The organism is Bacteroides sp. 1_1_30 (genome assembly GCF_020982715.1).
Classification (GTDB): domain Bacteria; phylum Bacteroidota; class Bacteroidia; order Bacteroidales; family Bacteroidaceae; genus Bacteroides; species Bacteroides xylanisolvens.
Genome location: NZ_JAJKHN010000013.1, coordinates 38,441 through 63,819 on the forward strand (window position 1 = coordinate 38,441; position 25,379 = coordinate 63,819).

Below are 25,379 nucleotides of genomic sequence, written 5' to 3' on the forward strand. Positions count from 1 at the left end.
TAATGAGTTTTCTACAAATTTCTACTACATTTGCACCGTATTATAGATATGAAACTGAATAGACCGTACATATTATACATATTCATTTGCCTCTGGCTACTTTTTCTACCCTCATGTACTAACCACTTATGGGGGAAGGATTTTGTAGTAGTTATCGACGCAGGACATGGCGGACATGATCCGGGCGCCATCGGCAAAATCTCGAAAGAGAAAAATATCAATCTGAACGTTGCCCTGAAAGTGGGAAATCTGATTAAAAGGAATTGCGACGACGTCAAAGTGATTTACACTCGTAGCAAAGATGTATTCATCCCTTTAGACCGACGCGCAGAAATCGCGAACAACGCGAAGGCTGATCTCTTCATTTCCATTCACACCAACGCACTGGCTAACAACCGTACCGCAAAAGGTGCTTCAACCTGGACACTGGGTTTAGCCAAATCAGACGCTAATCTGGAAGTTGCCAAGCGAGAGAACTCCGTAATCCTCTACGAAAGTGACTACAAAACAAGATATGCCGGTTTCAACCCGAACTCTGCCGAGTCATATATTATATTTGAATTCATGCAAGATAAATACATGGAGCAGAGTGTACACCTGGCTTCGCTGATGCAGAAACAATTTCGCCAAACTTGTAGAAGGGCAGACCGTGGAGTGCATCAAGCCGGATTCCTTGTCTTAAAAGCGAGTGCCATGCCGAGCATTCTGATAGAACTAGGATTTATTTCTACGCCCGAAGAGGAACGCTATCTGAATACCGAAGAAGGGGCCGGCACCATGGCAAAAGGCATCTACCGTGCTTTCTTAAATTATAAGAGAGAACATGAACTGCGCCTAACGGGAGTCAGCAAAACGATCGTCCCAACCGAACAGGAAGAAGACAATGCCCCGGCAATTGCCCAAAAGGATACCGAAAGTGTGAACACAGCTCCCCAACAGGAAAAGCTATTGGCCGAAGCAAAAACAAAACCTGCCGCGACAGCAAAAACAGCACCGAAACGCCCAATTGTAGTAGAGAGTACAACCAATGACAGTGAAATTACGTTTAAGATACAGATACTTACTTCTTCCAAACCTCTCGCCAAAAACGACAAACGGCTGAAAGGACTGAAAGATGTAGACTATTATAAGGAAGGGGGAATATACAAATATACGTATGGAGCCTCCGCCGATTATAACAAGGTGTTGCGTACGAAGCGCACCATTACGGCACAATTCAAAGACGCCTTTATCATCGCTTTCCGGAACGGCGAGAAAATGAACGTCAATGAAGCGATTGCCGAATTCAAGAAAAGAAGAAATAAATAAAAAGATAAAATGAAGTACATTACAAAAGAAGTCAGAATAGGTATTGCAGGTATCGTTGCACTATGTGTGCTTATATACGGAATTAACTGGCTGAAAGGTATACACATGTTTCAACCTTCCAGCTATTTCTATGCCAAATTTGAAAATGTAAACGGACTCACCAAATCAAGCCCGGTATTTGCCGACGGTGTTCGTGTAGGTATCGTGCGTGACATCTATTATGATTATGCCAAACCCGGAAATGTAATTGTCGAAGTGGAACTGGACACGGAACTGCGGATTCCCAAAGGAAGTAGTGCCGAGCTTGTATCCGAACTTATGGGAGGCGTACGCATGAATATTCTTCTGGCAAACAACCCGCGCGAAAAATATGCCGTAGGAGATACGATCCCCGGCACACTGAACAACGGAATGATGGAAAGCGCGGCGAAACTGATCCCAAAGGTAGAAGAAATGCTTCCGAAACTGGATTCTATCCTCATCTCTCTGAACAATATATTAGGAGACAAGAGCATCCCTGCCACCCTGCACTCGATAGAGAAGACAACCGCCAACCTGGCAGTAGTCAGTTCGCAGGTAAAAGGGCTGATGAGTAATGACATACCTCAACTCACCAGTAAACTGAACACCATCGGAGACAACTTCGTTGTCATCAGCGGAAATTTGAAAGAAGTAGACTATGCAGCCACTTTCAAAAAAATAGACGAAACGCTGGCTAACGTAAAAATACTTACAGAAAAATTAAACAGCAAAGATAACACTATCGGACTGCTCTTCAACGACCCGACTTTATACAATAATCTGAATGCAACAACTGAAAATGCAGCCAGCTTATTAGAAGACCTGAAAGAGCATCCGAAACGGTACGTTCACTTCTCATTATTCGGCAAGAAAGACAAGTAGCAAATTATCGTTATATAGATTTTATCTAAATAACGAAGGGCTTTCAAAAGAAAGTAGATTGCTCTTCAAATGTCTATCTACAAACCGAAATAATATTCCCGTACAAACGTACAAAAGTGAGAAAAAAGGCTAAAATTATATATATAAGACATTAACATACAGATACTTACAAAACTGCAAGAGAGGGTAAACAGAGTGTGTCCGACAACAAACGCATAAGTCATTGAAAGTAAACACATTATTGTTAGCATGAAAAAAACAAGAAAAAATAGATTTGTTTTTTCCGAATAAGATTCCCAATTTTGCAAACGTAGAAGTTTTGCTTAATTAATAAATGTATTAAAAGTTACTATGATTGAATCAAATCATGTCGTACTTTGGAACCGCTGTCTCGACGTTATTAAAGACAATGTTCCCGAGACGACATATAATACTTGGTTTGCCCCTATTGTTCCGTTGAAATATGAGGACAAAACGTTGATCTTACAGATCCCGAGCCAGTTTTTCTATGAAATACTGGAAGAGAGATTCGTAGATCTTATACGTAAGACATTATATAAGGTCATTGGCGAAGGAACCAAGTTGATGTACAATGTCATGGTGGACAAGACTTCGATTCCGAATCAAACCGTGAATCTCGAAGCAAGCAATCGTTCTACGGCTGTTACTCCCAAAAGCATAATCGGAGGAAACAAAGCTCCCAGCTTCCTACAGGCTCCTGCCGTTCAGGATTTGGACCCGCATTTGAATCCCAATTATAATTTTGAGAACTTCATTGAAGGATACAGCAATAAACTTTCAAGAAGTGTGGCGGAAGCCGTAGCGCAAAAACCGGGAGGGACTGCTTTCAACCCGTTATTCCTTTATGGAGCATCCGGAGTAGGAAAGACGCACCTGGCAAACGCAATAGGCACGAAAATCAAAGAAATTTATCCAGAGAAAAGAGTATTGTACGTTTCGGCACATTTGTTCCAGGTACAATATACGGATTCTGTACGCAATAACACGACCAACGACTTTATTAACTTTTATCAGACGATTGATGTATTAATCATTGATGATATTCAGGAGTTTGCCGGTGTCACCAAGACTCAAAACAACTTCTTCCATATCTTCAATCATTTACACCAGAACGGCAAACAGCTCATATTAACTTCAGACCGTGCTCCTGTATTGTTGCAAGGTATTGAAGAACGCCTCCTGACCCGTTTCAAATGGGGTATGGTAGCCGAGCTTGAAAAGCCGACAGTAGAACTTCGCAAAAACATTCTACGCAACAAGATACACCGCGACGGGTTACAATTCCCTCCGGAAGTGATTGATTATATTGCCGAAAATGTGAATGAAAGTGTACGCGATCTGGAAGGTATCGTCATTGCTATCATGGCTCGTTCCACTATTTTCAACAAAGAAATAGATTTGGATTTGGCACAACACATTGTACATGGCGTGGTTCATAACGAAACGAAAGCGGTTACCATCGATGATATCCTCAAAGTGGTATGCAAACATTTTGATCTGGAACCGTCTGCCATACATACAAAATCCAGAAAAAGGGAAGTCGTTCAAGCACGACAGATCGCCATGTATCTAGCTAAAAACCACACAGACTTTTCAACTTCTAAGATAGGTAAGTTTATCGGTAACAAAGACCATGCAACGGTACTTCACGCCTGCAAAACCGTAAAAGGACAATTGGAGGTGGACAAAAGCTTTAGTGCAGAAGTACAGGAAATAGAATCGTTACTGAAAAAGAGAAACTGAAATTAAGTATAAAGTATTAAGTATTATCCATGCGGACAGGCTTTATTATGCGGTTTCGCACCAGGGTAATACTTAATACTTTATACTTGAAAAATACTTAATACTTATTTCAAGAATCCTTGCTGGCGAAGTACTTTCAATAGGTTTTCGGACATAAATTCGTTATCTTTCTTTGTGTAACGCACGTCCGTAAAGACTTGAGCCAATGTTTCTTTTTTATTTTCTTCGATAAACTGCTTGTTTTCCGGCAACGATTCTTTGTAGGCATAGAGTTTATCTATTTCTTCCGGTGTATAGTCGTGATATTTTTCATCGTGCACGGCAGCTTCCAAAGGCAAACGATCTACTTGTGCGGGAATACCATCCGGATAACCTACCGTTATTGTGGTAAGAGGGAATACCAGTTCGGGGAGTTGGAGGGTATCAATAATCATTTGAGGATTATAAGTGGTAGTTCCCAAATAACAAATGCCGAGTCCTGCTTCTTCCGCCAGCGTACAAAAAGTCTGCGCAACAAGCAAAGTATCCATAGACGCATTCATAAAAGACATTAAATTATCGTAGCCCGGCACAGCTTTCCGCTGTTCACACCATTTGCTGAAACGACGGAAATCAGCACAAAAAGTCAGTACGACCGGAGCATTTTTTACCATCGGCTGATTGAAATGAGCAGGCGAAAGTTTCTCTTTCATTTCCGCATCGCGAGTCACAATCACACTATAAAGTTGCATCCCACCCATCGTAGAAGCACGGAAAGAGGTTTCAAGCAAATCATTTAACAAAATCGGATTTATATCTTTAGGCAGATATTTCCGGATAGTTCTTCTGTTCTTTACGGTTTCAAACATATCTTTTTTTTGCAAAGATATAAAAAGAAAAAAATAATCCACCACACTAGTGGAATAGAATAGTTTTCTTTTTGGAGAACTTTAACCTTTGAACAAAATTCAATTCTAACTGTTTATCAAACACTTAGCATAAACAAATGGAAAACTTGCAACCTGTTAATAAATTAATTCATTTTTATTTTGATAGATGAAAAAACATTCTTAGCTTTGCGCCTACATTTGTTAACGATAAGTAAACTTCTACATATTACTTATTAAAAACGAGATTTAACACAAATTGAATCGTGGAAAAACAGATTTATTCTTACGACGAAGCCTATGAAGAATCTTTACGATATTTTCAAGGCGACGAGCTTGCTGCAAGGGTTTGGGTAAACAAATACGCAGTAAAGGATTCTTTCGGTAATATCTATGAAAAATCCCCGGAAGACATGCATTGGAGAATTGCAAATGAAGTGGCACGCGTAGAATCGAAGTATCCGAATGCGTTGACAGCAAAAGAACTGTATGATTTACTGGATCACTTCAAGTACATCGTCCCCCAAGGTAGCCCGATGACAGGAATCGGTAACGACTACCAGGTTGCTTCACTATCCAACTGCTTCGTTATCGGAGTGGACGGTGCAGCCGACTCTTATGGCGCTATTATCAAAATCGACGAAGAACAGGTACAACTAATGAAAAGACGCGGTGGTGTAGGTCATGACTTATCACACATCCGTCCGAAAGGTTCTCCCGTTAAAAACTCGGCGTTGACTTCTACCGGTCTTGTTCCGTTCATGGAACGATATTCGAATTCCACTCGTGAAGTAGCTCAAGACGGACGTCGCGGTGCATTGATGTTGAGCGTGTCTATCAAGCATCCGGATTCGGAAGCATTCATTGATGCCAAGATGACCGAAGGTAAAGTGACCGGAGCAAACGTTTCTGTCAAGTTGGACGACGCTTTCATGCAGGCTGCCGTAGACGAAAAGCCGTATGTACAGCAATATCCTATCGACTCTGCCCAACCTACATTCACCAAGGAAATCGACGCTTCTACCTTGTGGAAGAAAATCGTTCACAATGCATGGAAATCGGCAGAACCGGGTGTTTTGTTCTGGGATACGATTATCCGTGAATCTGTGCCTGATTGCTATGCAGACCTGGGTTACAGAACGGTATCTACCAACCCATGCGGAGAAATTCCTCTATGTCCTTACGATTCTTGCCGCTTACTGGCTATCAATCTATATTCTTATGTGGTAAATCCGTTCAAACCGGATGCTTATTTTGATTTCGACCTGTTCCAAAAACACGTGGCTCTCGCTCAACGGATCATGGACGATATTATCGACCTCGAACTAGAGAAGATCGAACGTATCATGACCAAGATTGACGAAGATCCGGAAAACGAAGAAGTGAAACATGCGGAACGTGCACTTTGGGAGAAAATCTACAAGAAGAGCGGACAAGGTCGCCGTACCGGCGTAGGGATCACTGCAGAAGGTGATATGCTTGCTGCATTAGGATTGCGCTACGGAACGGAAGAAGCAACGGAATTCTCTGAAAAAGTACACAAGACAGTAGCTCTCGGTGCCTATCGTTCTTCAGTGGAAATGGCCAAAGAACGCGGTGCCTTCGAAATATACAATAGCGAACGTGAACAGAACAATCCGTTCATCCAACGCTTGGCAGCAGCCGACCCGAAACTGTATGAGGACATGAAGAAATACGGTCGCCGCAACATTGCCTGCCTGACGATTGCTCCAACCGGAACGACCAGTTTGATGACGCAGACCACCTCGGGTATCGAGCCTGTATTCCTGCCTGTTTACAAACGTAGAAGAAAGGTAAACCCGAACGATACGAATGTGCATGTAGACTTTGTAGACGAAACAGGGGACGCATTCGAAGAATACATCGTATTCCATCATAAATTTGTTACTTGGATGGAAGCTAACGGATACGATCCGGCCAGACGTTACACCCAGGAAGAGATTGACGAACTGGTTGCCAAATCTCCTTATTACAAAGCGACTTCTAACGATGTCGACTGGTTGATGAAGGTGAAGATGCAGGGAAGAATCCAGAAATGGGTAGACCACTCTATCAGCGTAACCATCAATCTGCCGAACGATGTGGACGAAGATTTAGTAAACCGCCTGTATGTAGAGGCATGGAAATCCGGCTGCAAAGGTTGTACCGTATATCGTGACGGTTCACGCTCCGGAGTGCTGATCTCTACGAAATCGGATAAAGACAAAAAAGAAGGACTTCCTCCTTGCAAACCGCCTACGGTTGTAGAGGTACGTCCGAGAATATTGGAAGCAGACGTTGTCCGTTTCCAGAACAACAAGGAAAAATGGGTAGCTTTTGTCGGATTATTGGACGGACACCCTTATGAAATATTCACTGGTTTGCAAGATGACGACGAAGGTATCTTGCTGCCTAAGAGCGTAACTTGCGGACGTATCATCAAAAATGTGGATGAAGACGGTACCAAACGTTACGACTTCCAATTCGAGAACAAACGCGGATATAAGACGACCATTGAAGGATTGTCAGAGAAGTTCAACAAGGAATACTGGAACTATGCAAAATTGATTTCCGGCGTGCTTCGCTACCGGATGCCGATTGAACAGGTTATCAAACTGGTTGGCTCTCTGCAATTGAACAGTGAAAGTATCAACACTTGGAAAAACGGTGTAGAACGTGCATTGAAGAAGTATATTCAGGATGGAACGGAAGCCAAAGGTAAGAAGTGCCCGAACTGTGGCAACGAGACATTGGTTTATCAGGAAGGCTGTCTGATTTGTACTACTTGCGGCGCTTCCAGATGTGGATAATAGTCCTACGTATGTTAATTAATATATAAACAAAAGATTAAAAGGAGTCCGGTGCGGCTCCTTTTATTTTTTATTCAAAAAAATGTCTTATACTTGCAGTGTCTTACATATACAATCAAAATCTAATATATATGATTCTATCATTTAATATTGAATACCGCACCAATTGGGGAGAAGAAGTAAGGATTTCCGGCTTATTTCCGGAATCAATTCCTTTACACACCACCGATGGTATCTATTGGACGGCAGAACTTGAGCTTGAAGTCCCTCAAGAAGGGATGACCATCAATTATAGCTATCAGATAGAGCAAAACGGAATAGTTATCCGCAAGGAATGGGACAGTTTTTCGAGATCTATTTTCTTATCAGGCAGTTCCAGGAAGATATACAGAATCAATGATTGCTGGAAAAATATCCCGGAACAACTGTATCTTTATAGTTCTGCTTTTACAGAAGCCTTACTAGCACATCCTGAAAAAGAGAATATCCCGCAAAGTTATAAGAAGGGACTGGTTATCAAGGCCTACGCCCCACGTATCAACAAAGATTATTGCCTGGCAATTTGTGGCAACCAGAAATCATTAGGTCACTGGGACCCGGAGAAAGCGGTGTTGATGAGTGATACCAATTTCCCGGAATGGCAGGTAGAGCTGGACGCCAGCAAACTAAAATATCCGCTGGAATATAAATTCATCCTCTACAACAAACAGGAAAAGAAAGCAGACTGCTGGGAGAAAAACCCTAACCGCTATCTGGCAGACCCGGAACTGAAGACCAACGAAACGCTCGTGATTTCCGACCGATATGTTTATTTCGACATTCCCGCATGGAAAGGGGCAGGAATCGCTATACCCGTATTTTCTTTAAAATCAGAGAAAAGTTTCGGAGTAGGTGATTTCGGCGATTTGAAACGTATGGTCGACTGGGCAGTAAATACTCGCCAGAAAGTTATTCAGATTTTACCGGTCAACGACACCACCATGACTCATGCATGGACGGACTCTTATCCTTATAACAGCATTTCTATTTATGCTTTCCATCCGATGTATGCGGATATCAGGCAAATGGGAACTCTGAAAGATAAAGAAGCGGCATCGAAATTCAGCAAGAAACAAAAGGAACTGAACAGCCTCCCTGCTATTGACTACGAAGCGGTCAACCAAACTAAATGGGAGTTTTTTAACTTACTGTTCCGACAGGAAGGAGAAAAGGTATTGACTTCCAAAGGTTTCAAAGATTTCTTTGAAACGAACAAGGAATGGCTGCAACCTTATGCAGTCTTTAGTTATCTGCGCGATGCCTACAAAACGCCCAATTTCCGCCAATGGCCGCGACACTCTGTTTACCAAGCGGAAGATATAGAAAAAATGTGCCAACCGGGAACGGCAGATTATCCGCACATCTCGTTGTATTATTATATCCAGTATCATTTGCACCTGCAGTTGTTGTCTGCAACCGAATATGCCCGCCAACACGGTGTCGTATTAAAGGGGGATATTCCGATTGGCATCAGCCGCAACAGCGTGGAAGCCTGGACAGAACCCCATTACTTCAATCTCGACGGACAAGCGGGTGCTCCGCCCGATGATTTCTCGATCAACGGGCAAAACTGGGGATTCCCCACATACAACTGGGATGTCATGGAAAAAGACGGATACCGCTGGTGGATGAAGCGTTTTCAGAAAATGGCGGAATACTTCGATGCTTACCGGATCGATCATATCCTCGGTTTCTTCCGTATTTGGGAAATACCAATGCACGCTGTACACGGATTGTTAGGTCAGTTTGATCCTTCTTTACCGATGAGCCGGGAAGAAATCGAAAGTTATGGTCTAACGTTCCGGGATGAATATCTGCTACCATTCATCCATGAATCTTTCCTCGGACAGTTGTTCGGACCGCATACCCATTTAGTCAAACAGGACTTTCTTCAATTGGTTGATGACTCCGGACTTTATCGGATGAAACCGGGATTCGAAACACAACGGGAGGTAGAACAATTCTTTGCCGGTAGAAATGATGAAGATAGTGTATGGATTCGGGAAGGGCTTTATTCATTAATCAGTAACGTCTTATTTGTTGCGGATAAGAAAGAAGAAGGTAAATACCACCCGCGCATCGGTGTGCAACGAGATTTCGTATTCCGGTCGCTGAACGAAGAAGATAAAAATGCGTTTAACAAACTATACGACCAGTATTATTATCATCGGCACAACGAGTTCTGGTATCAACAAGCAATGAAGAAGTTACCTCAACTGACACAGTCAACCCGCATGTTGGTTTGTGGAGAAGATTTGGGGATGATTCCTGCTTGTGTGTCGTCGGTGATGAATGATCTCCGGATTCTTAGTCTGGAAATTCAGCGAATGCCTAAGAATCCAATGCATGAATTCGGGCATTTAAATGAGTATCCGTACCGGTCTGTCTGCACAATCTCCACTCACGATATGTCTACGTTGCGTGGCTGGTGGGAAGAAGATTATCAACAGACCCAACGTTACTATAATGCAACGTTAGGACATTACGGAGTTGCACCGACAACTGCCACCCCGGAGTTGTGCGAGGAAATCGTACGCAACCATCTCAACAGTAATTCCATTCTCTGTATCTTGTCTTTCCAGGATTGGTTATCGATAGACGGGAAATGGAGAAATCCGAATGTGACGGAAGAGCGAATTAATGTTCCATCCAATCCACGAAACTACTGGAGATACCGGATGCATCTCACTCTGGAACAGTTGATGAAAGCAAAAACACTTAATGATAAGATTAGCGAATTGATTAAATACACAGGAAGAGATCCGAATAAATAGAATAAAAGATACAAGTAACTTTCAAAAAGGATATTTTCCGGACACTACCGACGCGGATAACACTAGATTAAGAACGCTAAAAATCTATGTGATCCGCGTCATTCGTTTTTCAAGGATATATTGATAACAGAGGTAAAATAAGGAGTTTCAAAACATAGTCAACCGTTTTTTTCGCAATAATATCATTACTATATATCATACTTTTTCGCTTTTCGCATCATTCGTTTATTTTTTCAATGTTCCTCTTTTTATTCCGATTTATAAAGTATCTTTGCGCCGAAAAAGAGAAATTAAAAGAGATAATGGAAGGCAACCAGAGCAGACGTATTGATTTTGTGGACTTAACCAAAGGAGTCTGCATTATCCTTGTGGTAATGGCACACGTTGGAGGGGCCTTCGAACAACTGGATACGAATTCGATGTTATCCTGTTTCCGCATGCCGCTTTACTTCTTTATCTCGGGAGTGTTTTTCAAATCATACGAAGGCCTGCTCGGATTCATCCTACGAAAAATAAACAAATTGATTATTCCTTTTCTTTTCTTCTATCTAAGTGCATTTCTAATGAAATACATTGTTTGGAAGATTGCTCCGGGGGTGTTTCAACTGCCTGTGTCGTGGAATGAACTCTTGGTTGTATTTCATGGACACGACCTTATCAAGTTCAATCCACCGATCTGGTTTCTACTCGCATTATTCAATTGCAACATCCTATTTTATCTAATTCACTTTCTGCGCGAAAAGCATCTGCCTGTCATGTTCGCTGTGACAATCCTGATTGGTTGCGCAGGATTTTATCTCGGAAAATTACAGATAGAGTTACCCCTGTATATAGATGTTTCTATGACTGCCCTCCCCTTCTATGTGGCCGGTTTCTGGATCCGACGGTATAATTTCTTTCTATATCCCAGCCATCGTTTCGACAAACTGATACCGGTTTTTATTGTATTGGCACTGGTGGTAATGTACTTTACCGCTACCACATTGGGTATGCGTACCAACAATTATACGGGAAATATTTTTCAAGTATATATCGCTGCGTTTGCAGGAATATTTATGATTATGTTACTTTGCAAAAAAGTGAAAAAGATAAAGGTTGTTTCTTACTTGGGACGATATTCAATCATCACCTTGAGTATTCATGGACCGATACTTCATTTTTTAGGTCCATTAGTCAGCCGTTATATTCACAATAGTTGGGCACAAGCAAGCGCACTTCTGCTTATAACATTAAGCATCTGCCTTCTGCTCACACCCGTCTTTCTTAAAGTGATTCCACAAATGGTTGCACAGAAAGACCTGTTAAAAGTCAAACAAGATCACACTAAAAAGACAGTATATGAAGATAAATAGTAGCTATATCCTTTTGAAAGAAATTCGTTGTTACGCCTATCATGGAGTCGCACCGCAAGAAAATCTGATTGGGAATGAATATCTCATTGACCTGAAACTGAAAGTAGATATCAGCAAAGCTGCCCAGACAGATGAAGTTACCGACACCGTCAACTATGCCGAAGTACATCAAGTGATAAAAAATGAAATGGCTGTTCCCTCGAAATTGCTGGAACACGTTAGCGGACGGATTATACAAAAACTCTTTGACCAATTCCCCTGTATTGAAGAAATCGAACTCCGGCTTTCCAAACGAAACCCACCGATGGGAGCAGATATAGAGTCCGCAGGAATTGAGCTACACTGCAGCAAGAAATAAGATAATCACAGCTAGAAATGAAACATAAATGACGAAATGCAGATAATACGATATTAATAAAGTAATCCGTATCATCTGCATTCCTTTTTTAAGCAAGATCTGCTTCTATTTTCACAGCCGTAAACTACCGGCTTATTTTCTCTTCTTTTTTCTTCTATTTACCGATTCGACAGCTTCCGTCACCACAGGTTTATCCTGGAAACGTTTTGTATAGCTGGAATAGTCCGGATGAATGCGTTCGTAATCAGGATCCATAAATAACGGACTGGAAATTATATGGTCCGCCGTAGAACGGTTACAACAAAAAACAATATTTTCTACACCGGCCAAACGGGTTAATGCTTTTACATCCGTATCATGCGGTTGCAATGTCATAGGGTCCGTGAAGAAGAAGAGATAATCAATCTGCCCATCCACAATACGTGATCCCATCTGTTGGTCACCACCTAACGGACCTGATTTTAAAATCGTAAAATCCCACTCTTCATCAGGATGTTTCTCCTTCAATGCTTCCAATATCAAAGTACCCGTAGTACCTGTACAGTAGAATTTATTACCCATCAACAGTTCCGAGTTCCACAGTACCCATTCGATGAGGTCTTTTTTCATTGCATCATGCGCTACCAGCCCGATGCCTCTTCTAACCTTTGATTTCATTTGCTATCCTTTTAAATCCGACAATTGAGAGAATCGTTTGCATCCCCTCGCATAAAACTGCCACAAGATACTACTTTTTGTCCGTTCAGGTATCGGATTCAAAGTTTTTTTTCTCATATTCTCTTCACGGGATAAAGAAAACGACGGACATAATCGTTTATACTCTTTCCGCGCACGCATCACAGCACTAGCATTATCCCAGTGCCCTTGCAACAAGAAATTGAACGCCGCCAGATAATCGAGACAGGTCCGGATACGCATCACTTTATTTAACTCCTCCTGTGGAAGATTCTTATAGAGCATGACAAGATTATTACGGAAATTAAGAAAAGTCTTATGAGGATTCTCTTTTTTAAGAGTAGCTCCCCCCACATGATAGACAATGCTTTGAGGTACACAGACAATCTCACGATTCCGCGAACGGAGTCGCCAGCACAAATCTATTTCTTCCATGTGAGCAAAGAAACGTCCATCCAATCCTCCGACATTCACATAATCAGTGCGCCGGATAAACAACGCTGCCCCCGTGGCCCAGAAAACAGGAATTACCGTATCATACTGACCTTCGTCTTTCTCCACAACTCCCATAATACGCCCCCTACAAAAAGGATAACCGTATTTATCAATAAAGCCACCGGCTGCTCCGGCATATTCAAAATATTCTTTTTGCCGCTGGCTTCGTATCTTCGGCTGACAAGCAGCTACCTCCGGATGCTTATCAAGATAAGCAATCATTGGTTCCAACCAATGCTCCGTCACCTCGACATCCGAATTCAAAAGAACTACATATTCTGCGTCGACCTGCTGCAATGCTAAATTATATCCATCCGCAAAGCCATAATTCTGATCGAGAACAATCGTTCTGACAGAAGGAAATTCCTGTTGAAGCAAAGTAACGGAAGCGTCCGTAGAACCATTGTCAGCCACACAGACCTCGATCCCCTCCCCTTCCGAATACCGGACGACGGACGGAAGAAAAGTACGGAGCATATCACATCCGTTCCAATTTAAAATTACAACTGAAACTTTCATTGTTATTCCTTCTTCTTGTTCAATTCTTTCTCTTCTAATCGGTCAGCTTCTTCACGAGTCATTTTCCAACGTTTATGAGACCACAACCAATATGCCGGTTCTTTACGAATCGTCTGTTCTAATCTATGAGCAAACATTTCCGTGATTTCTCCTTCTCTTGTTTCTTTCGGTGTTTCCGTCATTAACTTGAACTCCGCTTCACAGTATCCTCTGCGCTTCTTACTAAGCTCACAATAGAAAACAGGGAAATTCATCATTTTGGCAATTCGCTCCGCACCATTCAGAAAAGCAGTTTCCTGTCCTAAAAAGGTAGTCCAATATTTATCATATCCACTGGGCCATTGATCAGTAATCAAACCGACTACCATCTTTTTTCCATCATGTTTGAGCTTAATAATTTCACGGGCTGTAGAATGTTTCGGAATATTATACCCCCCGAAACGAGAACGAATACGTTTAAACAACTCATCCAAATATTTATCCCTCAACGGTTTATAAACCTGTACGGGAACATCCCCCGGTTTCATGATTGCTCCCATGCCTATCAACCACTCATAATTGGCATAATGAGGAATCATTACTATAATACCTCCATACTTTTCTGTCAGTTCAAGATATTGTTCCGTATTCTTATAAGTCATTCTCTCACAAAGTTCTTCGGCAGACATATGCAACAATTTCAAATCTTCAAGCATATAATCCGACAAATAGCGATAAAACTTGCGTTCTATCTGTAATCTCTCCGCATCAGTTTTTTCCGGAAATGATCTCAATAGATTTCCCCGAACTACTTTCCGACGATATTTTCCAACACGATACATCAGCAGATAATTAAAATCCGAAAGCATATATAAAACCCGGAACGGAAGAGCTGAAAACAGCCACATTCCACTGTATACCAACCAATAGATAAGTTTTGATCTCATACTTATATCAAAATTGTACCTTTAAGTGCTGTCATCTCCTCATTAAACTCTCCCAGACGTACATTAATTACCTGATTATCCAGCGAGTCATCACTTTCCACCTCTACACGAATATAATTCTCCGTAAATCCATGCATCGGAGCACCAGCTTTCGATTTTTCCATCAATACCGGCATTGTCTGCCCGATATGACGTGCATAAAAAGCCTGTGTCTTTTGATCCGATAGTGCCAACAGACGCTGACTACGCTGATGCTTCTCTTCCGGAGAAACCACATATTCTATTTTTAAGGCTTGCGTTCCAGGACGTTCGGAATAGCTAAACACATGCAACTGCGTCACATCCAGACCATCAATAAACTGATAAGCCTGTTCAAAGTATTCGGGTGTTTCTCCACGAGTTCCCACAATCACGTCCACTCCGATAAAAGCATCCGGCATCACCTCTTTTATCTTCTTCACTTTCGAAGCAAAAAGAGCAGTGTCGTAACGACGGCGCATTAACTGCAAAACTTCATCGCAACCGGATTGCAAAGGGATATGAAAATGAGGCATAAAACTACGGGAATGAGACACAAACTCGATAATCTCATCAGTCAACAGATTGGGTTCTATGGAAGAAATACGATAACGTTCGATTCCCTCTACCTGATCCAATGCTTTTACCAGATCAAAGAAACTCTCTCCTGTTGTTTTACCAAAATCTCCGATATTCACTCCGGTCAGAACGATTTCTTTTCCGCCTTCAGCAGCTGCCTGCCCGGCCTGCTCAACCATGGAAGCAATAGTCCCGTTACGACTTCGCCCGCGGGCAAAAGGAATCGTGCAATATGAACAGAAGTAATCGCATCCATCCTGCACCTTCAAGAAGAAACGAGTACGGTCTCCCCGTGAACACGAGGGAGAAAACGAACGGATATCTTTGGTTGTAGTAGTGATAGCCTCTCCTTTTTCATGCTTTTGGAGGTCGCCCAGATATTGAAGTAACTCTCCCTTCTGTTCCGCTCCCAGCACTACATCTACTCCATCTATCTTTGCCACGTCGCCAGGCTTCAATTGCGCATAACATCCGGTCACTACCACAAAAGCACCGGGATGCTGCTTTACCAAGCGGTGGATGGCTTGCCGGCATTTCTTATCCGCCATCTCTGTCACCGAACAGGTATTTACCACACAGATATCTGCTTTCTCTCCTTTGCGCGCAGTCCGGACTCCTGCCTCACGCAGGATTTTACCGATAGTTGAAGTCTCTGAAAAATTTAATTTGCAGCCTAAAGTATAATAAACGGCTGTCTTATTTTGAAATACAGTGGTATCTATCATAAGCTGTTATAAACACATTAACTTTGCAAAGTTACACATTATTATCAGTAAAACACTTTAGGATACGAAAGTTTATTCCTATTTTTGCACAATTCACTAAAAAACGTGCAATGATTAAAGAGAATTTCATTAAACTATACGAAAATAGTTTTCGTGAGAATTGGGATCTGCCTTGTTATACTGATTATGGAGAAGATACCCAATACACATACGGTGAGGTAGCTGAAAAAATCGCCCGTTTACATCTGTTATTCAAACATTGTAGCCTTCGCAGAGGAGATAAGATTTCAGTTATCGGCAAAAATAACGCTCATTGGTGCATCGCCTATATGGCAACGATCACATACGGAGCGATCATTGTCCCTATCCTTCAAGATTTTACGCCTAATGACGTTCATCATATCGTCAATCATTCCGAATCTGTATTCCTGTTCACCAGCGACAGCATTTGGGAGAATTTGGAAGAGGAAAAATTAACGGGACTACGGGGAGTATTCTCATTGACTGATTTCCGGTGTCTTTATCAACGTGACGGGGAAACCATACAGAAGTTTCTGAAAAATACCGATAAAGAGATGCATGCTTTGTATCCGAAAGGATTTACCCGTGAAGATGTTCAGTACACCACTTTATCCAATGACAAAGTGATGCTGTTAAATTACACTTCCGGAACCACCGGTTTCAGTAAGGGTGTGATGCTGACAGGAAACAATCTTGCCGGCAATGTCACTTTCGGTATTCGTACCGAACTCCTTAAAAAAGGGGATAAAGTGCTTTCTTTCCTTCCCCTCGCCCACGCATACGGTTGCGCATTCGACTTTCTGACAGCAACGGCTGTCGGCACCCATGTCACTTTGCTTGGAAAAACGCCTTCTCCTAAAATTATAATGAAAGCTTTTGAGGAAGTGAAACCTAACCTTATTATTACTGTCCCGCTAGTGATTGAAAAGATATATAAGAATATTATCCAGCCACTCATTAATAAAAAAGGTATGAAGTGGGCACTCAATATCCCTCTGCTCGACACCCAAATCTACAACCAGATACGTAAAAGACTGATTGATGCACTGGGAGGACGGTTTAAAGAGATCATTATCGGTGGCGCCGCTATGGATAAGGAAGTAGAAGAATTCTTCTACAAAATCAAATTCCCTTTTACCATCGGTTATGGAATGACAGAATGCGGTCCGCTTATCAGCTACGCCCCCTGGGATGAATTTGTACTAGGTTCTTCCGGAAAGATTCTAGATATAATGGAAGCACGTATCTATAAGGAAACCCCGGAAGCAGAAACCGGAGAAATCCAGGTTCGGGGAGAAAATGTGATGGTGGGCTACTACAAGAACCAGGAAGCAACACAGGAAGTATTCACGCAGGACGGCTGGCTACGTACCGGTGACCTCGGTTCCATGGACAGCAACGGAAATATTTTCATCCGGGGACGACTCAAAACTATGATCTTAAGTTCTAGCGGACAGAATATCTTCCCCGAAGAGTTGGAAACCAAACTGAATAACCTGCCTTTCATTCTCGAAAGTCTTGTTATCGAACGCAATAAAAAATTAGTGGCACTTGTTTATGCCGATTACGAAGCGTTGGATTCTCTCGGATTAAATAATCCGGATAACCTGAAAACAATCATGGATGAAAATCTTAAGAACCTGAACAGCAACGTAGCCGCTTATGAGAAAATCAGCAAGATCCAACTCTACCCTACTGAATTTGAAAAAACGCCCAAAAGAAGCATAAAAAGATACTTATATAACAGTATTGCTGTCGATTAGCATGTTCTAAAACATATAAAAAGGGGAGAAAAGTGGCCAGTTACAAAAAAAAATATAAAAAAAGTTGGCGTTTCGAGAACAACATATTGAAAAAGTACATACCTTTGCATCGTTTTAATAAAGCAATTGATTGTATTACGTTTTTAAAAAGCAAAGAAAATGAAAAAATTAGTTTTGATGGCCGTAGCTATCGTAGCAGTATCATTCGCATCATGTGGTAACAAAGCAGCTGACGCAGCAAAAGCAACTGCAGATTCTATCCGTATCGCTGACTCAATCGCAGCAGTAGAAGCAGCAGCTCTTGAAGCTGAACAAGCAGCAGCCGCAGCAGCAGATTCTTTGAATGCTGATAGCACTGCAACTGAAACTGTAGCTGAATAATTCAGAAACAGCTAGAGAGAATTGAAAGTCTGCCATGCGAAAGCATGCACAGACTTTTTTTTATGCCTTTATTTTAGCAAGCCACACGTTATTTAGCGTATGAACTTTTCACAAAGGGAGCGTTCAATAAATAATCCAGACTTTCTTCTACACTTTCCTCTACCGGAACACTATACTTTTCGATTTCAGCAACGAGATAATTAACGCCTGCAGTTTTTGCATTCTTAAAGATAGCATCAAAACCGACCATTCCACTTTGTCCAATCTCTCTGTGATCTTTCACATGGAATATCTGGAAGCGACCGGGATATTTATTAAAATAATCAACAGGACTGTTTTGTCCGCGAACTACCCAATAAAGGTCCATCTGGAAGAAAACATATTCAGGATTCGTATGTTCTAACATATAATCATACATCACTTTATCTTCTACCTTCTGAAATTCATGAGCGTGATTGTGATATCCGAACGACAAACCTTGTTGTTTGCAACGCTTGCCTATTTCATTATAATATGCACAATATGTTTCTAAATCCTTGAGTGTCTTAGGTACATCCATCCACGGAGCTACAATATATTTCATACCGGCAGCTTTGTGATCGGCAATACATTGATCCCACCATTCAAGTGACTTTGAATAGTCGCCGGAAGCCAATTCTTCTTTAGACAATTGTCTTGTACAATGTGAAGACAAGACTTTTAATCCTGCCGATTCGACATCTTTCTTAAATTGTTGGGGAGTACGGTCATAAAATTTACCGTTGTTATAATTGGCTGCTTCAACACCGGTATATCCCATGTTTGCCAATTTCTTCAGAAGAGCAGTATAAGTGGGGTCACACTTACCATTTTTGTTGTCTACCTTGTTTAATATATCTCTGACAGAATAGAGCTGAATTGCTACTTCTTTTTTAGCTTTTTTCTTGGTTTGTGCCGTTACTGCCAGTGGAATCATGAAAAGAGCAGCCAATGCACAGATATAAATTCTAGTTTTCATATAATAGATATTAGTGGGTTACAATTATTCAGGTTTACATAGAAAAAAACAGGCACGGATTACACAGACTTCACGGTTACTCCATGGCAATCGCCATTCAAAAAAAACGTGAAATACACGTAACCCGTGCCTTTCTTTATTGCTATTCGATTAGTCCAAAACTTTCACGCGGATGTTGCGGAACCAAACATCGTCACCGTGATCTTGCAAACCAATGAAACCTTCGTGATTTTCGCCACCGCAATTATTCAGCAATTCAAATGCCAAAGGCCATTTTTCTTCACTGAACTTACTTGCTTGCAACATATCAGTCCATTGTTTTGTCCACAAATGATATTCAAGTACGTTTTCATCGTTTTGTCCGTGAACAACTGTACCTTTATAAACCATAATCTTAGCCTTGTTCCATTCGCCAAACGGTTTAGAGTTTTGAGGAACTGCCGGAATCATGTCATACAAAGAAGCTGACTGACGATTGTTGTCCTTACCCAATTTTGCATCCGGATGATTGGCATTGTCCAATACCTGATATTCAGGTGCGGAAATATAAATAGGTTCAAGCACATCATTACCGTCTTTATCTTTCGATGTAACTTCCTGAGCTAAATAGAAAATACCGGAGTTACCACCTTTAGAAACCTTCCACTCCATCTCCAGTTCGAAGTTTTTAAACTTGTGAGCAAAAATCAGGTCACCACCATCACCGTCTTGAGCTTCACCGCCACCAGAACCGTTGAATTTGATACAACCGTCTTCAATTGTCCATTTAGAAGGAACACGGTCTTTTCCATAACCACGCCATCCGTTAAATGTTTCGCCATCAAAGATTGTGATATAACCATTTTCATCAACAGGCAAATTCAAGCTATCTGTTTCTGCCGCTTTCAATGATTTAGAGTAAGTCAACGCAACTTTTTGCTCTTCCGGAGCATTTGCTTTCTTCTGACCACCGCAAGAAGCGAAAACGCCTGCAGCAAGACAACAACAAGCTAATGGATAAAATACTTTTTTCATGATATCAACTATTTAATTTTTAATCTTTAATTTTTAATCTACTTTTATCTTGGCATATCAGGCAGTCTCCAGCCTTCACGATAATTATGTTTCACTAATTCAGCCGCAAACTGTTTTGCATTGATCGGATCTGTCCATGTCTTATCAAATGTAGGATGACCATTATGAATCTTGAATCCGTCTTTGATAACAGTACGAATGGTTTCGTTATCACCGATATTTGTAAAACACATGTTAGCTCCATCCCACTCGAGAGTCTTATTCAGAGCTTGCAAACGAATAGCCAATACACCCATTGCTACCATTTCATTCATAGGTCCGGCTTCTGAGAAGTCAGATTTAGTCATGATACGATTAGATTTATCTTCTTTACATGCACGTACCCAATCCATTTCGTGACCACCATTCATTGCTTTAGGAACACGACGGCAAACCTTCGGTGCATTTGGTTTACGACCTGAAAGCAACCAAGGATTCTGTCCATAACATCCGCAAATCAATGTATCTTTTGTTCCGTGGAAAATAGTCAAACCACCACCGCTCTGCATCAGTTGTTTTCCTTCTGGGAATCCTTTCGGACGTTCTGGCATCATACCGCCATCATACCAATGTATTTCCACTTCAGGCATAGCTACTTTCGGCATATTTTCACGAGCAGGGAAAATCATTTTCACGTGTTGTGCCTGTGGAGCACAAGCATTCAACAATAATGTCGATGAACCTTCCACTTTGGTAGGATACTGCAATTTCAATGCTTTAAACGGCTGATGCAAAATATGACAAGCCATATCACCCAATGCACCTGTTCCGTAATCCCACCATCCACGCCAGTTCCAAGGATGATAAATAGCATTGTAAGGATTCATTTTAGCAGGACCTGTAAACAAATCCCAATTCAATGTGCTAGGAATTTTATCAACCTTTTCAGGAACATTCAATCCTTGAGGCCAAATAGGACGGTCTGTTGCACATTCTACTTTCGTTACGTCACCGATTTCACCATTCCAAATCCATTCACATACTAAATCCGTACCTTCATCCGATGCCCCTTGATTACCCATTTGGGTGACCACGCCCGTTGATGCAGCCAGTTTTGTCAACAAACGAGATTCATAAACAGAGTGGGTCAATGGTTTCTGACAATATACATGTTTTCCCATTGTCATTGCGTCAGCAGTGATAATAGCATGAGTATGGTCGGCAGTTGCGATAATCACACCGTCGATAGATTTACCCATTTCATCATACATCTTACGATAGTCCCAGTATTTTTTAGCCTTGGGGAATTCGTCGAACACGCCTTTTGCGTACTTCCAATCCACATCACAAAGAGCTACAATATTTTCAGTGCCCTTTACGTGATTAATGTTGGCATGTCCCATGCCACCAATACCCACAGCTGCAAGATTTAATTTGTCAGTAGGCGACACATGCCCGTGACTCATACCTAAAATTGTACTAGGAGCAATGGTTATACCTGCTAAAGCAGCGGCTCCCGTTTTGAGAAATTTTCTCCTCGAAATGTTTGACATGATTTTATTTGTTTAAGGGTTAATAATCTTTGGAAGGTTGCCGTGCAACAATCCATATCCATTTTTCATGTTTTTTCTTCGTTCGCGTATTTGCTCCAAAGTGCGCAAATTACCAATAGCGGGCAAATCGTGTTTGCGGGTATCTTTCAAGAATGTCCATGCATATTCGGATGCAATAGCCGAATCGCGCATTAGCGGTAATCGTGAACTGCGTTTTCCGGTTTCTACCGAATCAGCAAACAGGTCACACAACACGTCTATATTCTTGCCGCCAAAAGGTTTCTCTACACGGATGGTCTGATTGACACCGTGTAGGTCGACAACAGCAGTATTGAAGTCATGCGTCATACGCACAACCCCTTTTGTACCTATAATATCTACATACGAATTATGTGTCTGGTCTTTAGATAATTGCCCATAAACAAATCCTTGGGTAATATCAAAAACGACCCCATTTTGAAAAGTTCCGTGACATTGCACCCACCAAGGATCTTTATAGTTCCACATATTCACTCCCTGGGCATTCCATGTTCTATAATCACATCCTGCATACCAACGGGTAATATCTACATAATGCATTCCGCAATCATGGAAAGCAGGTCCCTCATACTCATGACCTTCACCTGGTGCCAAGCCGGGAGTCATGTGACAAATACGAATAATAGCCAACTCTCCGATTTCCCCTTGCTGGATATATTCCTTCATTAAATTATGATACCAGGAATTTCGCAGATACAAGTTTACCGTAGAAATGAGATTTGTGTTTTCTGTCATTTCTACAACTTTCCACTCATTTTCCATTGTATCTGCAACTGGTTTTTCTGAAATAATGTGTTTACCGTAACGAATAGCTTTTTCTATTTGTTCCATCCGCGAGTCAGCCAAAGTGAAAAGCCCGACTACCTGCACACTTTCATCCTCAAAAATCTTTTGATTATCTTCTAATATAATAGAGTTAGGAGAAAGCTTCTTGGCTAACTGACGTGATGCCGGATTAGTATCACAAATATAAGCAATATTCCACCGATCACTTTTAGTCATCGCTTCCCAGTAGAATCTTCCCATCCTACCAAAACCGATAATTCCAACTTTAATTCTCGTGTTTACTGAAGATTGCGTGTTCATAATTAAACATAGTGAATTTAAGTACAAATAATAGATAAAACATCAACTTCTAACTACCAAACTGATGAGCTAAAAACTGATATTGCAAATCTAGCTAAATAAATAACGGCTTATTTGACTTACACTACTTTATGTAGATATAAAAATAGCATTTTTTACTATTAATCAACAACTTAGCTAACTTGACACATCAAAAAAATGTAGATGATTTGGAAAGTATTATAATGTTAAAATAATAATTATGTCTCTTGTGTTGAACTAATTTTCATAATTTCATTCTCAAATTCATCCCTGTCGACGGCTGCCTTATTTCTCATTTTCGTACGATAATTATAAACCGTACTTGTAGAGCAACGGAGAAAGTTCGCTATCTTTCCACTATCCGTAATACCCAAGCGTAATAAAGCATAAATACGAAGTTCCCTATTCAATAAAGCGTCCGGTTTTAAAATAATTTTCTCTTCATCTTTCAACAGAGCGTTAAAATCAGATACAAAAGTGGGATACAGACCCAAAAAGACCTTATCAAAACGAGTGTATAAAGCGCCAAGCTCTTCATCAATAAGCGCAGATGATTTTAGCTTCTTAATCAGTTCATCATAGTATTTATTAATAGCTATTTTATACAGCATATTCTGATATTTCTCCATTTTATGGATATAACTAAAACAGACATCAAAGAATTCGGCTATGTAATACTCTTTTATACTATTAATTTCGCACAACTGATTATTTGTATCATTCAGCTGGCTGTTCATGCTATTCAGTTTGTTGTTCAATCGCAAAAGTTCCTCATTACTCTGTGCCAATGCCTGTTTTATTTTCAACGTCTTTTTCATCTGAATATAGATGAAAAGCACCAACAGGACTAAAAGAAAAAGGATAATACTTGTAGAAATAAGAAAAGTAGTCAGATGCGACCGTGATCTGGCCTGCTCCGCCTGATAAGCTGTATTAATAATAGAATTAAATTTATAAATTTCGATGGCACGGAAATGAATACCGGAAGATATAACGTCATCGATAGCAGACTGTGTAAATTTAAAGGCATCAGCTAAATTCTGTTCATCATAAGCTATCAATGCAAGAGATTGCAGGGATGCATTTTCCCGCGTAGCATTCCGGGTATCGGCTATTGCCGACAACATCAAATATTTTTTTTCTTCATCATACTTTTTCTGATGGTGACATAACCTAGAATATGAATGAGTTATCATAGCATAATTGGGCGTCCCCACTTCCTCAATCTCCAGCAGTTCTTTATAAATTTCTTTCGATTTCAGCGTATCACGCCAAATATAATAAGAAGCCTGGGACATTCGATAATCCCAAGAAGTGTGGTCAATGAGGGCAAACAACGAATCCTGGTAAGCAGCCTGCTGCTTGCCATACAGATTATTGGCGACAGAAATCGAATAGTGTCCCCAAAAGCTGGAATAAGTTTGATAATAGTTTATTAATAAATCTCTGGGAAGTTCTGAAGTCTTTATACTTTTCAAAATAATCTCCGCTTCGCGGAACCTGCCACACATCGAATATAAAAGGCTAAGATGTAAAGACGACTGGTTGGTGAAATAAGGTCTATTCAACTGGCGGGAAATCTCAATATTGCGATCAACATAATGGATGGCTGAATCAATATGAAACTTTTTATATTCATTATATAACCGTAGATTGATTCTATATTCTCCTTCAAGAGTCAAACCGGGACTTCTCAACATACATTTTATCCGGTTTATCCGATCCTCTTTCTCTTTAACAAAGACGTGTTTTTCATCTATCACTCTACGCAAAGAATCAGTCAATAGTTTCAACTCATTATTTGCATAAAGAACACTGCCAATTCCCAAAGCAATCAGCAGAAGCAAAAACCTCTTCTTTAGAAAACAATAGTTGAATTTCATAATAGTAATAGCAAAGATAACAAAAAAAAGCGATTTATTCGTTCAGAACAAATCGCTTTTCATATATGAAGTAAATTTGCTCTTATTCAGCAACTACCTCGAAAGGAATTTCTACCGAAACCTCCTTGTGAAGCTTAACGATAGCCTTGTAGCTACCAACTTCTTTCACAGCGTCTTTTACAACGATGATCTTTCTGTCAACTTCATGACCCAGTTTAGACAATGCTTCAGCAATCTGGATGTTACCAACAGAACCGAAGATAGTACCGGTTGAGCTAACTTTAGTTGCGATAGTCAAAGAAACGCCTTCCAACTTAGCAGCCATAGCTTCAGCATCTTTCTTGATTTTCTCAAGTTTGTGAGCGCGCTGTTTCAGTTCTTCAGCCAACATTTTCTTTGCAGAAGGAGAAGCGATGATAGCTTTTCCAGTCGGGATCAGATAATTACGACCGTATCCGGATTTCACGTTTACGATATCGTTCTTATAACCCAAGTTTACTACGTCTTCTTTCAATATAATTTCCATACTTT

Annotated in this window: 20 protein-coding genes; 9 read left to right on the forward strand and 11 right to left on the reverse strand. The window is 40.9% G+C overall.

Annotated elements, in window-relative coordinates; all coding sequences use genetic code 11:
* Positions 1 to 48 precede the first annotated feature (48 nt).
* From LPH68_RS05360 to dnaA, 3 genes are all read left to right on the forward strand, one after another.
* The gene (locus tag LPH68_RS05360; protein WP_121960334.1) at positions 49 to 1,308 is read left to right on the forward strand and encodes an N-acetylmuramoyl-L-alanine amidase; all 1,260 of its coding nucleotides are present in this window, start codon (positions 49 to 51) and stop codon (positions 1,306 to 1,308) included.
* A gap of 9 nt (positions 1,309 to 1,317) precedes the next feature.
* Positions 1,318 to 2,211, forward strand: coding sequence for an MlaD family protein (locus LPH68_RS05365; protein ID WP_004299349.1), 894 nt, complete (start codon positions 1,318 to 1,320; stop codon positions 2,209 to 2,211).
* A gap of 351 nt (positions 2,212 to 2,562) precedes the next feature.
* Complete coding sequence (gene dnaA / locus LPH68_RS05370; protein WP_004299347.1) at positions 2,563 to 3,975, forward strand: chromosomal replication initiator protein DnaA; 1,413 nt, start codon at positions 2,563 to 2,565, stop codon at positions 3,973 to 3,975.
* Between the two features lie 104 nt (positions 3,976 to 4,079).
* Here dnaA and LPH68_RS05375 read toward each other — a convergent pair whose 3' ends face one another.
* The gene (locus LPH68_RS05375) at positions 4,080 to 4,823 is read right to left on the reverse strand and encodes an NADPH-dependent oxidoreductase (RefSeq protein WP_128858778.1); all 744 of its coding nucleotides are present in this window, start codon (positions 4,821 to 4,823) and stop codon (positions 4,080 to 4,082) included.
* A gap of 284 nt (positions 4,824 to 5,107) precedes the next feature.
* Here LPH68_RS05375 and LPH68_RS05380 point away from each other — a divergent pair, with 284 nt between their 5' ends.
* From LPH68_RS05380 to folB, 4 genes are all read left to right on the forward strand, one after another.
* Entirely contained in the window at positions 5,108 to 7,651 is a 2,544-nt protein-coding gene (locus LPH68_RS05380; RefSeq protein ID WP_004299345.1) for an adenosylcobalamin-dependent ribonucleoside-diphosphate reductase, read from the forward strand.
* 131 nt (positions 7,652 to 7,782) lie between these two features.
* Positions 7,783 to 10,464 (forward strand): 4-alpha-glucanotransferase, encoded by a 2,682-nt coding sequence (locus LPH68_RS05385; RefSeq protein WP_087320605.1) that lies wholly within the window; start codon positions 7,783 to 7,785, stop codon positions 10,462 to 10,464.
* Positions 10,465 to 10,766: 302 nt separating this feature from the next.
* A complete protein-coding gene (locus LPH68_RS05390; RefSeq protein ID WP_087320608.1) occupies positions 10,767 to 11,816 on the forward strand; it encodes an acyltransferase family protein in 1,050 nt (349 codons plus the stop codon).
* A complete protein-coding gene (gene folB / locus LPH68_RS05395) occupies positions 11,803 to 12,174 on the forward strand; it encodes a dihydroneopterin aldolase (RefSeq protein ID WP_087320610.1) in 372 nt (123 codons plus the stop codon). Before LPH68_RS05390 ends, folB begins: the two co-directional genes overlap by 14 nt.
* Positions 12,175 to 12,306: 132 nt before the next feature.
* Here folB and LPH68_RS05400 read toward each other — a convergent pair whose 3' ends face one another.
* The 4 genes from LPH68_RS05400 to mtaB are packed head-to-tail and all read right to left on the reverse strand — an operon-like array spanning position 12,307 to position 16,111.
* The gene (locus LPH68_RS05400) at positions 12,307 to 12,831 is read right to left on the reverse strand and encodes a methylglyoxal synthase (RefSeq protein ID WP_004299341.1); all 525 of its coding nucleotides are present in this window, start codon (positions 12,829 to 12,831) and stop codon (positions 12,307 to 12,309) included.
* A gap of 3 nt (positions 12,832 to 12,834) precedes the next feature.
* Positions 12,835 to 13,863, reverse strand: coding sequence for a glycosyltransferase family 2 protein (locus tag LPH68_RS05405; RefSeq protein WP_022199216.1), 1,029 nt, complete (start codon positions 13,861 to 13,863; stop codon positions 12,835 to 12,837).
* Positions 13,864 to 13,865: 2 nt separating this feature from the next.
* Positions 13,866 to 14,789, reverse strand: coding sequence for a lysophospholipid acyltransferase family protein (locus LPH68_RS05410; RefSeq protein ID WP_032849559.1), 924 nt, complete (start codon positions 14,787 to 14,789; stop codon positions 13,866 to 13,868).
* Between the two features lie 2 nt (positions 14,790 to 14,791).
* Positions 14,792 to 16,111 (reverse strand): tRNA (N(6)-L-threonylcarbamoyladenosine(37)-C(2))-methylthiotransferase MtaB, encoded by a 1,320-nt coding sequence (mtaB, locus tag LPH68_RS05415; RefSeq protein WP_087320615.1) that lies wholly within the window; start codon positions 16,109 to 16,111, stop codon positions 14,792 to 14,794.
* A gap of 110 nt (positions 16,112 to 16,221) precedes the next feature.
* Between mtaB and LPH68_RS05420 the strand changes: the two genes are divergently transcribed.
* Positions 16,222 to 17,895, forward strand: a complete 1,674-nt coding sequence (locus tag LPH68_RS05420; protein WP_004299337.1) for a long-chain fatty acid--CoA ligase — start codon at positions 16,222 to 16,224, stop codon at positions 17,893 to 17,895.
* A 159-nt stretch (positions 17,896 to 18,054) separates the two neighbouring features.
* Positions 18,055 to 18,276 (forward strand): hypothetical protein, encoded by a 222-nt coding sequence (locus LPH68_RS05425; protein ID WP_004306615.1) that lies wholly within the window; start codon positions 18,055 to 18,057, stop codon positions 18,274 to 18,276.
* 88 nt (positions 18,277 to 18,364) lie between these two features.
* Here the strand turns inward: LPH68_RS05425 and LPH68_RS05430 are convergent, their stop codons facing one another.
* The 6 genes from LPH68_RS05430 to rplI form a co-directional block, all read right to left on the reverse strand.
* Positions 18,365 to 19,273, reverse strand: a complete 909-nt coding sequence (locus LPH68_RS05430; RefSeq protein ID WP_008025008.1) for a sugar phosphate isomerase/epimerase — start codon at positions 19,271 to 19,273, stop codon at positions 18,365 to 18,367.
* Between the two features lie 150 nt (positions 19,274 to 19,423).
* Positions 19,424 to 20,287, reverse strand: coding sequence for a DUF1080 domain-containing protein (locus tag LPH68_RS05435; RefSeq protein WP_004316253.1), 864 nt, complete (start codon positions 20,285 to 20,287; stop codon positions 19,424 to 19,426).
* Positions 20,288 to 20,331: 44 nt separating this feature from the next.
* A complete protein-coding gene (locus LPH68_RS05440; RefSeq protein WP_008776248.1) occupies positions 20,332 to 21,819 on the reverse strand; it encodes a Gfo/Idh/MocA family oxidoreductase in 1,488 nt (495 codons plus the stop codon).
* Between the two features lie 12 nt (positions 21,820 to 21,831).
* On the reverse strand, positions 21,832 to 22,944 hold the full coding sequence (locus LPH68_RS05445; protein WP_087320618.1) for a Gfo/Idh/MocA family protein: 1,113 nt from the start codon (positions 22,942 to 22,944) through the stop codon (positions 21,832 to 21,834).
* Positions 22,945 to 23,183: 239 nt separating this feature from the next.
* On the reverse strand, positions 23,184 to 24,848 hold the full coding sequence (locus LPH68_RS05450) for a DUF6377 domain-containing protein (RefSeq protein WP_151923025.1): 1,665 nt from the start codon (positions 24,846 to 24,848) through the stop codon (positions 23,184 to 23,186).
* Positions 24,849 to 24,930: 82 nt separating this feature from the next.
* Complete coding sequence (rplI, locus tag LPH68_RS05455) at positions 24,931 to 25,374, reverse strand: 50S ribosomal protein L9 (protein ID WP_004307965.1); 444 nt, start codon at positions 25,372 to 25,374, stop codon at positions 24,931 to 24,933.
* Between the last annotated feature and the right edge of the window lie 5 nt (positions 25,375 to 25,379).